This window comes from Streptomyces tailanensis, from assembly GCF_008386495.1.
GTDB classification, from domain to species: Bacteria; Actinomycetota; Actinomycetes; order Streptomycetales; family Streptomycetaceae; genus Streptomyces; species Streptomyces tailanensis.
Genome location: NZ_VTHJ01000041.1, coordinates 52,208 through 66,688, shown reverse-complemented (window position 1 = coordinate 66,688; position 14,481 = coordinate 52,208). Strand labels below are relative to the sequence as shown.

Sequence of the window (14,481 nt, the reverse complement as noted above, 5' to 3'; positions counted from 1 at the left end):
CGACGGTACGGGCGTTTCTGACGGGTCGTCAATTGTTCGGCGGCGGTGAGGGTGGAGGTGGGCTGGGAGTCAGTTGGGTGCACGGCGGCCGGGGCGCGGGCGTGCTGTGCGGGGTGTGCCGGGGGCCGGGGCTGCGCCTGTTTGGCAGGTTGGACACCAGTAGGTGGGGCGTTCGCGGGATCCTTCGCCCTGGTCGGCTGCGCGGACGGGGGTGTGGCAGCGCAGGCAGGGGCGGGGTGCGCGGCCGTACACGAAGAGGTCGTATTGGCGGTGGCCCGTCGTGCTGCGGATCGGGCGGTCGCGGTTGGCTTCGAGGAGCCGTTTGGCGAGGGCCGGGAGCCGGGCGGCGGTGTCCTGCGGCAGGGTACCGATGGGCAGCCAGGGGGTGACCCGGAGGAGGAAGCAGAGCTCGCTTTTGTAGACGTTGCCGATGCCGGCGAGATTGCGCTGGTCCAGGAGGGCCTCGCCGAGGGGGCGGGCGGGGTCGCTCAGGAGGTTGGCGAGCGCCTGGTCGGGGTCCCAGTCCGGGCCGAGGAGGTCGGGGCCCAGGTGACCGACGACTCGGTGCTCGTCGGTCGTGCGGAGCAGCTCCAGTACGGGGAGTCGGTAGCCGACGGCTGTGCGGTCGGCGGTGCCGAGGATCGCGCGGATCTGGTGTGCCGGGCCGCCGCGCCAGCGCTCGCCGTTGCCGTACACCTTCCAGGACCCGTCCATCTGCAGGTGCGAGTGGAGTGTCAGGCCGCCCTCGATGCGGGTGAGTAGGTGTTTGCCTCGTGGGGTGGCGTCCAGGACGGTACGGCCGGTGAGGTCGGCCGTGGCGTATTTCGGGACGCGTAGGTCGGAGCGGGACAGCACGCTGCCGGCGAGGGCCGTGTGCAGCCGTTTCGCTGTCTGCCAGACGGTGTCGCCTTCGGGCATGGGTCAAGGGTGGCATGGGTTTGGGGGTATGGGTTTGTCGGTGGTGGCTGGGGGAGGTGGTCGGTGGCGCCTGAGGGTGCGGGTGGTGCGGTTGGTTCGGCGGGTGCTGGTGTGGTGTGGCTGGTCGCGCAGTTCCCCGCGCCCCTATTGGGCGCAGCCCTGGTTTGGAGGCGCTGCCTCGGTCAGGCGCGGATGCGTAGGCCGCGAGGGGTTGCTATGAAGCCTGCTCCTTCCAGGAGGGTGCCGTAGGGGGAGGTGAGGGCTGAGGTGCCGTTCACGCGTTCCACGGTGACTGTGCCGAGGGAACCCGCGCGGGCGGCTGCGGCGAGGGCTTCGGCGGCTGGGCGGAGGCGTGGGTCGTCCGTGAGGGCGCCGTCTTGGTCGGTGGGCCAGGCCAGCAGTGTCTTGCCGCCGCGCTCCATATAGAGGGTCAGCTCGCCGTCTACGAGGACGACCAGAGAGCCCGCCTTGCGGCCCGGTTTGTGTCCGGCCTCGGTCGGTGGGTCGGGCCAGGGGAGGGCGGCGCCATAGGCGTTCGCGGGGTCGGCGGCGGCCAGGACCACGGCTCGGGGGGACGTGGCGGAGCGGCGGGTGCGGTGTGGGGGACCGCCTCGGCTGTACGGGCCTTGGCCACCGTCGACGAAGGGGGCGATCTCGTCGGGTGCGGCTCCGAATGGGGTGTCGAAGCCGGCGTCGAAGTCGGCGGCGGGCGGGGCATCGAATCCGGTGGGGTCGTAGGGGGTGCGGGTGAAGCCGTCCCCCTGGGGCGGAGTCGAGCCGGGGCCGGGGAGGGCCTCGCCCCTCTCGCGGGCGTTGGACACGGCGCGCAGCCGGTCCACCGCGCCGTCCATCGCGAACTGTGCCGCGCCCAGCCCCTCGACCACATAGCCGCGCCGGGCCTGGCCGCTCTCCTCGAAGACGGACAGGACACGGTACGTCGCGGAGAAGCCGCCCTCGACGCCCTCGGCGGCCACGGCGCCCCGGGTCACCACGCCGTGCCGGTCGAGGAGGGTGCGGGCGAGGGCGTGGGCGCGGACGGTGGGGTCGGGCTCGTGGGCGGGGAGGAGGGACCAGCGGCCCGCGACCGTGGGTGGGCCCGTACGGGACTGGGGGCGTGCGGCGGCGGTCAGGGAGCCGTACCGGCCGCGCGGGACGGCGCGCTTGGCGCGGTGGGCCGTGGAGCCTGCCGTGCGGCCGGAGCCAAGCAGGGAGCGCATGGGGGCGAGGGTGTCGTTGGTGAGCCGGCCCGACCAGGCCAGGTCCCAGATGGCGTCGGCCAGTTGGGGATCGGTGGTGTCGGGGTGGGTCGTGGCGCGGACCTGGTCGGCGATCTGGCGGAAGAACAGGCCGTAGCCGCCTGAGAGGGCATCGAGGACGGACTGGTGGAGCGCCGTCAGTTCCAGGGGGTGCGGGGGCGGGAGGAGGAGCGGGGCCGTGTCCGCCAGGTACAGCGAGACCCAGCCGTCCTTGCCGGGAAGGGCCCCGGCGCCCGCCCATACGACTTCGCCGGCCGCGGTGAGTTCGTCGAGCATCGCCGGGGTGTAGTTGGCGACCCGGGACGGCAGGACCAGCTTCTCCAGGGCGGAGGCGGGCACGGAGGCGCCCTGCAACTGTTCGATCGCGCGCACGAGGCCGTCGATGCCGCGCAATCCGTGGCCGCCGCCCACGTGCTGCCACTGCGGCAGGAACTGCGCGAGCGCCGCGGGCGGAACCGGCTCCAGCTCGTGCCGCAGGGCCGCCAGCGAGCGGCGGCGCAGACGGCGCAGCACGGTTGCGTCGCACCACTCCTGGCCGATGCCCGCCGGGTGGAACTCGCCCTGCACGACCCGGCCGTTCGCCGCCAGCCGATGGAGCGCACCGTCCGTCACGGCCACGCCGAGGCCGAAGCGGGCGGCTGCCGTGGCCGAGGTGAACGGGCCGTGGGTGCGCGCGTACCGGGCGAGGAGGTCGCCGAGCGGGTCCTTGACCGGTTCGGTGAACGCCTCCGGGACACCGACGGGCAGGGCTGTGCCGAGTGCGTCGCGCAGGCGGCCCGCGTCCTCGATCGCCGCCCAGTGGTCGGTGCCGGCGATCCGGACCCGGATGGCACGGCGGGCCCCGGCCAGCTCCGGCGCCCACTGCGGCTCGGCGCCGCGCTCCGCCAACTCGGCGTCCGTGAGCGGGCCGAGGAGCCGGAGCAGGTCGGCGACGCCTTCGGCGTCCTTGACGCGTCGATCCTCGGTGAGCCACTGGAGCTCCCGCTCCAGCTCGACGAGTACCTCGGCGTCGAGCAGCTCGCGCAGCTCCGCCTGGCCCAGCAGCTCCGCGAGCAGGCGTGAGTCCAGCGACAGGGCGGCGGCGCGGCGCTCGGCGAGCGGGGAGTCGCCCTCGTACAGGAACTGGGCGACGTATCCGAAGAGCAGGGAGCGCGCGAAAGGTGAGGGTTCCGGAGTGGTGACCTCGACGAGGCGGACCTTGCGGGACTCGATGTCGCCCATCAGCTCGGCGAGCCCGGGGACGTCGAAGACGTCCTGGAGGCATTCGCGGACGGCCTCCAGGACGATCGGGAACGAGCCGAACTCGCTTGCCACCTGGAGCAGTTGGGCGGCGCGCTGCCGCTGCTGCCACAGCGGGGTGCGCTTGCCGGGGTTGCGGCGGGGCAGCAGGAGCGCGCGGGCGGCGCATTCGCGGAAGCGGGACGCGAACAGCGCCGAGCCGCCCACCTGGTCGGTGACGATCTGGTCGACCTCGCCCTTGTCGAAGGAGACGTCCGCGGCGCCGATGGGCGCCTGCTCGGCGTCGTACTCGGTGCCCGCCTTCATGGGTTCTTGGTCGAGCAGGTCCAGGCCCATCAGATCGTTGTCGGGCAGACGCAGCACGATGCCGTCGTCGGCGTGCATGACCTGGGCGTCCATGCCGTACCGTTCGGTGAGCTTCGCGCCGAGGGCGAGGGCCCAGGGGGCGTGGACCTGGGCGCCGAAGGGGGAGTGGACGACGACCCGCCAGTCACCCAGCTCGTCCCGGAAACGCTCGACGACGATGGTGCGGTCGTCCGGGACGTGGCCGCAGGCCTCGCGTTGTTCGGCGAGGTAGGAGAGCACGTTGTCTGCGGCCCAGGCGTCGAGTCCCGCGGCCAGCAGGCGGAGCCGGGCGTCCTCCTGGGACAGGGAGCCCACCTCGCGCAGGAACGCGCCCACCGCGCGGCCCAGTTCGAGCGGGCGGCCGAGTTGGTCGCCCTTCCAGAAGGGCAGGCGGCCCGGGACGCCCGGGGCGGGGGAGACCAGCACCCGGTCGCGCGTGATGTCCTCGATGCGCCAGGAGCTGGTGCCGAGGGTGAACACGTCCCCGACCCGGGACTCGTACACCATCTCCTCGTCGAGCTCGCCGACCCGGCCGCCACCCTTCTTGGGATCGGCGCCCGCGAGGAAGACCCCGAAGAGGCCGCGGTCCGGGATAGTCCCGCCGGAGGTGACCGCGAGGCGCTGGGCGCCGGGACGACCCGTGATCGTACCGGCGACCCGGTCCCACACCACGCGCGGGCGCAGCTCCGCGAAGGCGTCGGACGGATAGCGGCCCGCGAGCATGTCGAGGACCGCCGTGAACGCGGACTCCGGGAGTGCGGCGAAGGGGGCGGCGCGGCGGACCGTGGCGAGGAGGTCGTCGACCTGCCAGGTGTCCATCGACGTCATGGCGACGAGCTGCTGCGCCAGGACGTCCAGGGGGTTGCCGGGGATCCTCAGGGACTCGATGGAGCCGCTGCGCATCCGCTCGGTGACCACGGCGGCCTGGACGAGGTCGCCCCGGTACTTGGGAAAGACCACGCCGGTGGAGACGGCGCCCACCTGGTGTCCCGCGCGGCCGACGCGCTGCAGGCCGGAGGCGACCGAAGGGGGCGACTCCACCTGGACGACGAGGTCCACCGCGCCCATGTCGATGCCCAGTTCGAGGCTCGAGGTGGCGACCACGGCCGGCAGTCGGCCCGCCTTCAGGTCCTCCTCGACGAGGGCACGCTGCTCCTTGGAGACCGAGCCGTGATGGGCCCGAGCGAGCACCGGGGGCGCCCCTTGGGCCGCACCCGAGCCGCCCATCAGCTCGGCCGGGGCATGGTGCTCGTCCAAGGACTCACCAGTGGCCCGCTCGTACGCGATCTCGTTGAGCCGGTTGCACAGCCGCTCCGCGAGGCGGCGGGAGTTGGCGAACACGATCGTGGAGCGGTGGGCCTGGACCAGATCGGCGATGCGCTCCTCGACGTGCGGCCAGATCGACGGCCGCTCCGCGCCCTCGTTGCCGTCGGCCACCGGGGAGCCGCCCAGTTCGCCCAGGTCCTCGACCGGGACGACCACGGAGAGGTCGAACTCCTTGCCGGACGGCGGCTGGACGATCTCCACCCTGCGGTGCGGGGAGAGGTAACGCGCGACCTCGTCGACAGGGCGCACGGTGGCCGAGAGACCGATCCGGCGTGCAGGCTTGGGCAGCAGCTCGTCGAGCCGCTCCAAGGACAGCGCGAGGTGGGCGCCGCGCTTGGTGCCCGCGACCGCGTGCACCTCGTCCAGGATCACCGTCTCCACGCCCGTGAGCGCGTCGCGCGTGGCCGACGTCAGCATGAGGAACAGGGACTCGGGGGTGGTGATCAGGATGTCCGGCGGGCGCGTGGACAGGGCGCGGCGCTCGGCGGCCGGGGTGTCGCCGGAGCGGATGCCCACCCTCATCTCGGGCTCGGGCAGCCCCAGGCGCACGGATTCCTGACGGATACCGGTCAGCGGACTGCGCAGGTTCCGCTCCACGTCCACCGCGAGGGCCTTCAGCGGTGACACGTACAGCACCCGGCAGCGCTTCCTGGGGTCGGCCGGGGGCGGGCTCGACGTCAGCTGGTCCAGCGCGGCCAGGAACGCGGCCAGGGTCTTGCCGGAGCCGGTCGGGGCGACCACCAGCACGTCCGAGCCCTCGCCGATCGCCCGCCACGCCCCGGCCTGGGCCGCGGTGGGCGCGGAGAAGGCCCCCGTGAACCAGCCGCGAGTCGCGGGGGAGAAGCCGTCGAGGGCTCGATGTGCGGAGCTGACCATGCCCCCATCCTGCACCCGCCCACTGACAACGGCCCGGACCTGCGGAAACGGCTCCGCCGCGAACGGGGAGAACCGCCGGGGACCGCCGGTGCGTACTCCGGCCACCTCGTTGCACGGCTCACGACGCACGGCTCACGACGCAGAATGAGGGGTATGGCAGGTTCGGCGGAGCGGGCGCGGCACTGGCGGTATGCGGAACTCCCCGGTGTCGACCTGTTGCGGGCCCGCTACGTCGAGAAGAAGTTCGTACGGCACACCCACGAGAACTTCGTGATCGCCGCCATAGCCGACGGCGTCGAGGTCTTCCACCATGGCGGAGCCGACCAGTACGCGGGTCCCGGCACCCTGGCCCTGGTCAACCCCGACACCCCGCACACGGGCCGGGCGGGCGTGCCGGAAGGCTGGCGGTACGGCGCGGTCTACCCGTCGCCGGATGTGGTGGCCGAGATCGCCGCCGAGACCACCACGATCCGCGGCACCCCCGGCTTCACCAGCCCCGTACTCGACGATCCGTACGCCGTCGGCCTCGTCCACCAGGTGCTGCGGGCCGCGGACGAGGGCAACGCGCTCGCCGCCGACACCCTGCTACGGGTCGCGGTGACCCGGCTGCTGCGCCTCAACGGCGGGCCGCTTCCCCAGCGCGCCGTTCGCACGGCCGGCACCCTCGTCGCGGCACGCGCGCGTGCCGTGCTGGAGGACCGGATGGCCGACCCGCCGACTCTGGAACGGCTCGCCGCCGACCTCGGGACCAGCCCCTTCGCCCTGCTGCGGGCCTTCCGCACCGCCTACGGCATGCCACCGCACACCTGGCTGACGGACGCCCGCGTCCGCCGGGCCCGGAGCCTGCTCGACGCGGGCACGGCTCCCGCGGAGGCCGCCGTCGCCGTCGGCTTCACGGACCAGCCCCACCTCAACCGCCACTTCAGCCGGATCGTGGGCGTGCCCCCGGGCGCGTACCAGCGGGAACGCAGGGGCGGCCAGAACGGCGTGAGCGAGCCCCAGGACGACGTACACGAGCGCAAGAACGTACAAGACCCACAAGGGCGGCTGCTCCTACCGTCCGAGGCGTGGCAGAACAGACAGCTCTCGCAGACACACACGACGCGGACGAAGCCAAGCCGGACCGAGCCGTCGTCCGGGACGCCCTGGGAGTCGGGGTCGCCGTCGGACTGTCCGGGTTCGCCTTCGGGGTGACCTCGGCCGGCAGCGGGCTCAGCCTCGCCCAGACCTGCGTGCTGAGCCTCCTGGTGTTCACCGGAGCTTCCCAGTTCGCCCTGGTGGGCGCGCTCGCGGCCGGCGGCAACCCGTTCACGGCGGCCGCCGGGGCCTTCTTCCTCGGCGTGCGCAACGCGTTCTACGGGCTGCGTCTGTCGCAGTTGCTGGCCCTCCCGCGCGCGGTACGGCCCTTCGCCGCGCAGTGGGTCATCGACGAGACCACGGTCGTCGCCCTCGCCCAGCCCACCCGCCGTGCCGCCCGGATCGGTTTCACCGTCACCGGGCTCCCCCTCTACGTGCTGTGGAATCTCACCACGCTCCTCGGTGCGCTCGGCGCCGAGGCCATCGGTGACACCGACGCCTGGGGGCTCGACGCGGCCGGGCCCGCCGTCTTCCTGGCACTCCTTGCGCCGATGCTGAAGACGACCAGGGAGCGGGCCGTGGCGGGCATCGCCATCATCCTCGGGCTTGCTCTGCTGCCCGTGCTGCCCGCCGGGGTTCCGGTCCTGGTGGCCGCGGCGGCCGCCCCGGTCGTCCTCTGGGCGGAAGGCCGCCGGAAGACCGACGAGCGACGGGACGGCCGGAGGAACGACCGGCAGAACGACCGACAGGACGGCGAACAGGAGGCGGCCCGATGAACGTCTGGATCGCGATCACCGTGACCGCCATCGGCTGCTACGCCGTCAAGCTCATCGGCCTGCTGGTCCCCGAGGGCGTACTGGAACGGCCCCTCGTGCAGCGCCTCGCCGCCCTGCTCCCCGTGGCCCTCCTTGCCGCCCTCACGGCCCAGCAGACCTTCGCCGACGGACGCCTCCTCATACTGGACGCGAGGGCCGCAGGGCTCGCCGCAGCCGCCGTAGCCCTCCTCCTGCGCGCCCCCTTCCTGCTCGTCGTGGCCGTGGCGGTGATCGTCACGGCGGGGGTGCGGGCGATGACGGGTTGACGCCGCCGCACGGCACGCGCGCGTGTACCCGCGTTCGCATCGCACGCACGCGTGCCCGCTCCGCGCAACCCCCCGCCGGCCCTCGCCCCGGCTCCTCAGCCGATCGACCGACCGTACGCCCGCAACGTACGCAGCGCCTCGATCGTCACGATCGGACGGCTCTCCAGGGCGGTTCCCGGCGCCCACCGCCGCCAGCGGATTGGCCAGCCGCCGTCCTCCTGCTGCTCGCTCGCCAGGGAATCGAGTGAGCGGGCCATCTCCTCGTCGGTGAACCACGCGCGCGAGAGCGACTCCGGAGTACGCGCGAAGTCGTGCGGGAAGTGGTGCTCGCCCGGGGCGTAACCGGCCGGGACCGGGTACTCCTCCAGTCGCTCCGGGTCCAGCACGGCGAGCCGGTGTTCACGCACCAGGCGGCCCAGCCGGTCGGCGGCGGCCTGCGCGCGCGGGCGGTCGGGCACGGAGTCCAGGAACGTCACGGCGGCCTGCACCTCGTAGGGGTGCGACTTCTCCATGGACTCGATCGTCTGCCAGCAGAAGTCGGTGGCCCGGAACAGCCACGCGTGCCACACCTGGTTGCGGTGCAGCAGACCCACCACGGGCCCGGTGGCCAGCAGATCACTGGGCGGGTCGTCGACGATCGGCACGAAAGGGGCCGCCGGATAACCCCGCTGACTGGGATGCACCGCGGGAAGGGCGCCGTCCGGAGTCGACACCGCGGTCAGATAGCGGCACACACGCTCCACCCGCTGCCCGCCGCAACGCCCGATCGAGTCCAGGACCCGCAGCGCGTGCCCGGTGTGCAGCGGCTGGCTCACGGGCCCGCGCAGATCGGGCTCGAGCGCGTGGCCGTACCCCTCGTCGGCGTTGCGGTAGGCGGCCAGCGCGGTCTCCACCGCGTCGGCGCTCTCATCGGTCCCATCGGTCCCGCCGAGGAAGTGGTACGCGAAGCGGCGCTGCTCCAGTACACGCGCGGTCAGCCAGATGAACTGCTCGGCGCGGCCCAGTGGGGTGTGCGCCGGGGGTGTCGGGGGGAGTGGGGATGCTCCAGTTTCGGCCATGGGTCAGACCGTAGGACGGAAAGCGGTCTCGGCAAGCCCTCCCGGCCAGGCCCACCCCCTGGGGCGGGATACTGGAGTCATGCGGTTGACGGTCTTCTGGCAGCGGATGGCGGATCACTTCGGTGAGGGATACGCCGAAACCTTTGCGCGCGATCATGTGATGTCCGAACTCGGCGGGCGCACGGTGAACGAGGCCCTGGACGTCGGCTGGGAGGCCAAGGACGTGTGGCGCGTGGTGTGCACGACCATGGGCGTTCCGGCTGAAAACCGCTGAAACGTCACGGACTTCGAAGGCGGCCGTCGGTCACCGGGCGGGAAGATCCGGGGGCGGGGTCTGATTGTCGGTGGAGTGGGCCAGACTTGCTCCGTGGCCCCCACAGACGAGACCGCGCAGGTCCAGAACGAGGCATCCCCGCTCGGTACGACGCCGCCCATCCGGCCCCAGGCTGGTCCCGGCGCCGCGCCGAGCGCGCGCATGCCGCGCTGGCTGCCGCGCGCCATGGTGCTGGCGCTCGCGCTCGTCGCCGTCTTCCAGTTGGGCAGTTGGGCGTTCCACCAGCTCATCGGGCTGCTGATCAACATCCTCATCGCGTTCTTCCTGGCGCTCGCGATCGAGCCCGCGGTGAGCTGGATGGCTTCCAAGGGCCTGCGCAGGGGCTTCGCCACCTTCCTCGTCTTCCTGATCACCCTGGTCACGGCCGCCGGCTTCGTCACGCTGCTCGGCTCGATGCTCGCCGGACAGATCATCAAGATGGTCGAAGACTTCCCGGCGTACCTCGACTCCGTCATCAGCTGGATCAACACCACCTTCCACACCGAGCTGAGGCGCGTCGACATCCAGGAGGGGCTGCTCCGCTCCGACTGGCTGCAGAGATACGTGCAGAACAGCGCAACCGGGGTGCTGGACATCTCCACGCAGGTCCTGGGTGGTCTCTTTCGACTGCTGACGATCGCGCTGTTCTCGTTCTACTTCGCCGCCGACGGCCCGCGACTGAGACGCGCGCTGTGCTCCGTGCTGCCGCCCGCCAGACAGGCGGAGGTGCTGCGCGCGTGGGAGATCGCCGTCGACAAGACCGGTGGCTATTTGTACTCGCGCGGTCTGATGGCGCTGATATCCGGCATAGCGCACTACATCCTGCTGGAGTATCTCGACGTGCCCTATGCGCCCGCGCTCGCCGTCTGGGTCGGTCTGGTATCGCAGTTCATCCCCACCATCGGCACCTACCTGGCGGGTGCCCTGCCGATGCTGATCGCCTTCACGGTCGACCCGTGGTACGCGCTGTGGGTGCTCGTCTTCGTCGTCATCTATCAGCAGTTCGAGAACTATGTGCTGCAGCCCAAGCTGACCGCGAAGACCGTGGACATCCACCCGGCGGTCGCCTTCGGATCGGTCGTCGCGGGCACCGCGCTCCTCGGTGCCGTCGGCGCGCTCATAGCCATCCCCGCCATCGCCACCCTGCAGGCGTTCCTCGGGGCCTACGTGAAGCGGTACGACGTCACGGACGACCCCCGCGTGCACGGGCACCGCAGGCGTGGCTCGGTCAACATCCTCGCGCGCCTGAGCCGGTCACACCGGCCGCGTGAGGAAGGCCGGGCCGACGGAGACGTCCTCACGCGCGTGCGCAAGCGGCTGGAGGACAAGTGGGGCCCGAAGCGGTCGGCGGACGACTCCACCGCCGCGCAGCGGGACGACGACACCGGGCGACGGGACACGGGGTCCGAGGACGGCGCAGGGATCGACGACAGTGCCGAACCTCAGGGCGGCGCCTCGTAAGACGGCTGTCGCCATAGCCTGGCAGAGCACTGTCACCGGAGGTCGCTTCATCATGGAAGCACGGCAACCGGACAAAGGAGACAGTGACCCGGCGCCCACCTCCCAGACGATCTACGACGTCGTCCGGCACGCGTAGACAGCGCTCCCGGAACTTCCCGGCGGTCACGTGGTGCGCTTGACACAAAAATCGAACATCCATTCTTATGGAGGCTCCGGCGAGGCCTGAGGTGGGCGTTTCGAGAGGGTTTTCGTGGAGAAGTGCCCGAGTTATCCACAGGCGGGGCGGGCGTCGGGGCCCATTGTCAGTGGCAGGCGTTAGCGTCTTTCACGTGAAGCGATCGACTCAAGCAAATCGGGTGGAACCCATGGCAGGAACCGACCGCGAGAAGGCGCTCGACGCCGCGCTCGCACAAATTGAACGGCAGTTCGGCAAGGGCGCGGTGATGCGCCTGGGCGAGCGGCCGAACGAGCCCATCGAGGTCATCCCCACCGGGTCGACCGCACTCGACGTCGCCCTCGGTGTCGGCGGCCTGCCGCGCGGCCGAGTGGTGGAGGTATACGGCCCGGAGTCCTCCGGCAAGACGACCCTGACCCTGCACGCGGTGGCCAACGCGCAGAAGGCCGGCGGCCAGGTGGCCTTCGTGGACGCGGAGCACGCCCTCGACCCTGAGTACGCCAAGAAGCTCGGCGTCGACATCGACAACCTGATCCTCTCCCAGCCGGACAACGGCGAGCAGGCCCTGGAGATCGTGGACATGCTGGTCCGCTCCGGCGCCCTCGACCTCATCGTCATCGACTCCGTCGCCGCGCTCGTCCCGCGCGCGGAGATCGAGGGCGAGATGGGCGACAGCCACGTGGGTCTGCAGGCCCGACTGATGAGCCAGGCCCTGCGGAAGATCACCAGCGCGCTCAACCAGTCCAAGACCACCGCGATCTTCATCAACCAGCTCCGCGAGAAGATCGGCGTGATGTTCGGGTGCTTCAACTACTCGACTCGGGTCACGCTCGCCGACGGCACGCAGGAGAAGATCGGCAAGATCGTCAACCAGCGGATGGATGTGGAGGTCCTCTCCTACGACCCCGAGACCGACGAGATCGTCCCTCGGCGCATCACCAACTGGTTCGACAACGGCAACGCTGAGCGGTTCCTCCAATTCACCGTGGCCAAGTCCGGGAAGAACGGCAAGGCGCAGTTCGCCGCGACGGAGAACCACTTGATCCGAACTCCCGGCGGCTGGCGCGAGGCGGGTGAGCTGATCGCCGGGGATCGTGTGCTCATCAGCGAGAAGAAGGCACTGAGCGCACAGCAGGAGCAGGTCGTCCTCGGGGCACTAATGGGTGACGGCAGCCTTTCCCCGAACCGGAAGGGCCGCACCGGCGTCCGCTTCCGTATGGGACACGGTGCCAAACAGGCCGAGTACCTGGACTGGAAGGTCTCGCTGCTCGGAAACATCGGATGCTCTAGGACGCAGAACGAGAAGGGAGCGGTCTTCGCGGACTTCTCTCCGCTGCCAGAGCTGGACGAGCTGAGGGAAGTCGTCTACTTCGGCGGAGACAAGAAGCACATCACTTGGGAGCACCTCAAGGCGATGACTCCGCTGGCCTTGGCCGTCTGGTACATGGACGACGGCTGCTTCACGGTGCGTTCTCAGGGACTTCAGGAACGTACGGAAGGCGGCTCGGGCCGGATCGAGATCTGTGTCGAGGCCATGAGTGAAGGCTCAAGGGAGCGCATTGTCGACTACCTGCGAGACACACACGGCTTGGACGTGAGGCTGCGGCTCGCGGGTGAGCGGCAGATGGCCGTGCTGCAGTTCAGCACGGACTCGTCAGCGCGTTTCCAGGAGATGGTGGCTCCCTTCGTGCACCCCTCCATGGGGTACAAGCTCCTTCCGCGTTTCCGCGGTCGATTCGGTGTCGAGCCGGAGTTCATCGAGGAGACACAGCGCCTGGTGGCCTCGGAGATCCTCGACGTCCACGTCAAGCCGCCGACGCGTTCCATGAAGAAGTTCGACATCGAGGTCGAGGGCACGCACAACTACTTCGTGGACGGAGTCATGGTCCACAACAGCCCGGAGACCACGACCGGTGGCCGCGCGCTGAAGTTCTACGCCTCGGTGCGTATCGACATCCGCCGCATCGAGACACTGAAGGACGGCACGGAGGCGGTCGGCAACCGCACCCGCTGCAAGGTCGTCAAGAACAAGGTCGCGCCGCCCTTCAAGCAGGCCGAGTTCGACATCCTGTACGGCCAGGGCATCAGCCGCGAGGGCGGCCTGATCGACATGGGCGTGGAGCACGGCTTCGTCCGCAAGGCCGGCGCCTGGTACACGTACGAGGGCGACCAGCTCGGCCAGGGCAAGGAGAACGCCCGCAACTTCCTCAAGGACAACCCCGACCTGGCCAACGAGATCGAGAAGAAGATCAAGGAGAAGCTGGGCGTCGGAGTGCGGCCGGAGGAGCCCGCCGCCGAGCCCGGCGTAGACGCGGCAGCCTCGGCCACACCCACGGACGACACTGCGAAGGCGGTGCCAGCCCCCGCTGCCAAGGCCGCCAAGACCAAGGCCGCGACGGCGAAAAGCTAGTCCGTGACACGCAGAACGGACTGGGGCGAGTACGCATACCCCAGTGCCCCTGAGAGCCGGGGGCGCGGGGGTACCGGGGGATCCGCCGCAGAGGGGTTCGGACCGTACGACGACGGGGCGTCGTACGGCATGCCCGGCCCCTACGACGGCGAGCCGCATGACGCCGAACCGTACGGCGACGGCGGTGATGTCGGCCTACCGTACGACGGTGCGCGCGCCGGCGGCGGCGCGCCCGGCGGTGCCCGTCGGCGCGGTGGCGTTGCCGGGCGAGGTGCGGGCGGCGACGAGCGTGGCAGGCGCGGCCGTGGTGGTCGTCGGCGTGGCTTCGGGGAGCCGGCCGACGGCCCGGAGGACGGGGGAACTCAGAACGAGGGCTCGTCTCTCTCGTCGAGGGCCGAGAGAGCGGAGTCCTCAGGGGACCCGGCTGAGCGGGCGCGCGCGATCTGCCTGCACCTGCTCACCGGGACCCCGCGCACACGGAAGCAACTCGCCGACGCCCTGCACAAAAGAGAGATCCCCGACGACGTGGCGGACGAGGTGCTGTCGCGGTTCGAGGAGGTCGGCCTCATCAACGACAGCGCGTTCGCGGACGCCTGGGTGGAGTCCCGCCACCACGGCAGGGGACTCGCCCGACGAGCCCTCGCCCGGGAATTGCGCACCAAGGGCGTCGACTCGGCGCTGATCGACGAGGCCGTCGCCCAACTCGACTCCGAGCAGGAGGAGGCCACCGCGCGCGAACTCGTCGCCCGCAAGCTGCGCTCCACCCGAGGCCTCGACCGCGACAAACGCCTCCGCCGCCTCGCGGGCATGCTCGCCCGCAAGGGCTATCCCGAGGGCATGGCCCTTCGCGTGGTCCGACAGGCGCTGGAGGAGGAGGGGGAGGACACGGAGGGGTTGGAGGACGAGGGGTACTGAGCGAGGATGACGCCCACCGGCCGTCAGGGCC

At 71.1% G+C, this 14,481-nt stretch carries 9 protein-coding genes and 3 pseudogenes; 9 read left to right on the top strand and 3 right to left on the bottom strand.

The features are described from left to right. Positions 1-69: 69 nt before the first annotated feature. Entirely contained in the window at positions 70-918 is an 849-nt protein-coding gene (locus F3T56_RS29070) for an Fpg/Nei family DNA glycosylase (RefSeq protein WP_149828336.1), read from the bottom strand. Between the two features lie 182 nt (positions 919-1,100). Continuing rightward, positions 1,101-5,960 carry an ATP-dependent helicase gene (locus F3T56_RS29065; RefSeq protein WP_149828335.1) on the bottom strand — a complete coding sequence of 1,620 codons (4,860 nt, stop codon included), beginning with the start codon at positions 5,958-5,960 and terminating at the stop codon, positions 1,101-1,103. Positions 5,961-6,113: 153 nt separating this feature from the next. Here F3T56_RS29065 and F3T56_RS29060 point away from each other — a divergent pair, with 153 nt between their 5' ends. From F3T56_RS29060 to F3T56_RS29050, 3 genes are read left to right on the top strand one after another with little or no spacing between them, the layout of a single operon-like run. Continuing rightward, positions 6,114-7,154, top strand: a complete 1,041-nt coding sequence (locus tag F3T56_RS29060; RefSeq protein ID WP_246203978.1) for an AraC family transcriptional regulator — start codon at positions 6,114-6,116, stop codon at positions 7,152-7,154. After that, a complete protein-coding gene (locus F3T56_RS29055) occupies positions 7,106-7,813 on the top strand; it encodes an AzlC family ABC transporter permease (RefSeq protein WP_246203981.1) in 708 nt (235 codons plus the stop codon). The genes F3T56_RS29060 and F3T56_RS29055 overlap by 49 nt, the downstream gene beginning before the upstream one ends. After that, complete coding sequence (locus F3T56_RS29050) at positions 7,810-8,118, top strand: AzlD domain-containing protein (protein WP_149828333.1); 309 nt, start codon at positions 7,810-7,812, stop codon at positions 8,116-8,118. Before F3T56_RS29055 ends, F3T56_RS29050 begins: the two co-directional genes overlap by 4 nt. A 95-nt stretch (positions 8,119-8,213) precedes the next feature. On the opposite strand, the gene F3T56_RS29045 is transcribed toward F3T56_RS29050, so the two are convergent. After that, positions 8,214-9,176 carry a hypothetical protein gene (locus F3T56_RS29045; RefSeq protein WP_149828332.1) on the bottom strand — a complete coding sequence of 321 codons (963 nt, stop codon included), beginning with the start codon at positions 9,174-9,176 and terminating at the stop codon, positions 8,214-8,216. A 79-nt stretch (positions 9,177-9,255) separates the two neighbouring features. Here F3T56_RS29045 and F3T56_RS29040 point away from each other — a divergent pair, with 79 nt between their 5' ends. The 6 genes and pseudogenes from F3T56_RS29040 (at position 9,256) to recX (ending at position 14,450) form a co-directional block, all read left to right on the top strand. Beyond that, positions 9,256-9,450, top strand: coding sequence for a DUF3046 domain-containing protein (locus F3T56_RS29040; protein ID WP_149828331.1), 195 nt, complete (start codon positions 9,256-9,258; stop codon positions 9,448-9,450). A gap of 201 nt (positions 9,451-9,651) precedes the next feature. Next, positions 9,652-10,950 carry an AI-2E family transporter gene (locus F3T56_RS29035; protein ID WP_149828356.1) on the top strand — a complete coding sequence of 433 codons (1,299 nt, stop codon included), beginning with the start codon at positions 9,652-9,654 and terminating at the stop codon, positions 10,948-10,950. Positions 10,951-11,315: 365 nt separating this feature from the next. Further along, a pseudogene (gene recA, locus F3T56_RS49445) lies at positions 11,316-12,164 on the top strand (recombinase RecA); the annotation flags it as partial. Between the two features lie 57 nt (positions 12,165-12,221). Continuing rightward, positions 12,222-12,779: pseudogene (locus tag F3T56_RS50170) on the top strand (LAGLIDADG endonuclease); the annotation flags it as partial. A gap of 123 nt (positions 12,780-12,902) precedes the next feature. After that, positions 12,903-13,535, top strand: a pseudogene (locus F3T56_RS49435) (intein-containing recombinase RecA); the annotation flags it as partial. Between the two features lie 3 nt (positions 13,536-13,538). Next, the gene (gene recX / locus F3T56_RS29025) at positions 13,539-14,450 is read left to right on the top strand and encodes a recombination regulator RecX (protein ID WP_149828329.1); all 912 of its coding nucleotides are present in this window, start codon (positions 13,539-13,541) and stop codon (positions 14,448-14,450) included. Positions 14,451-14,481: the final 31 nt, after the last annotated feature.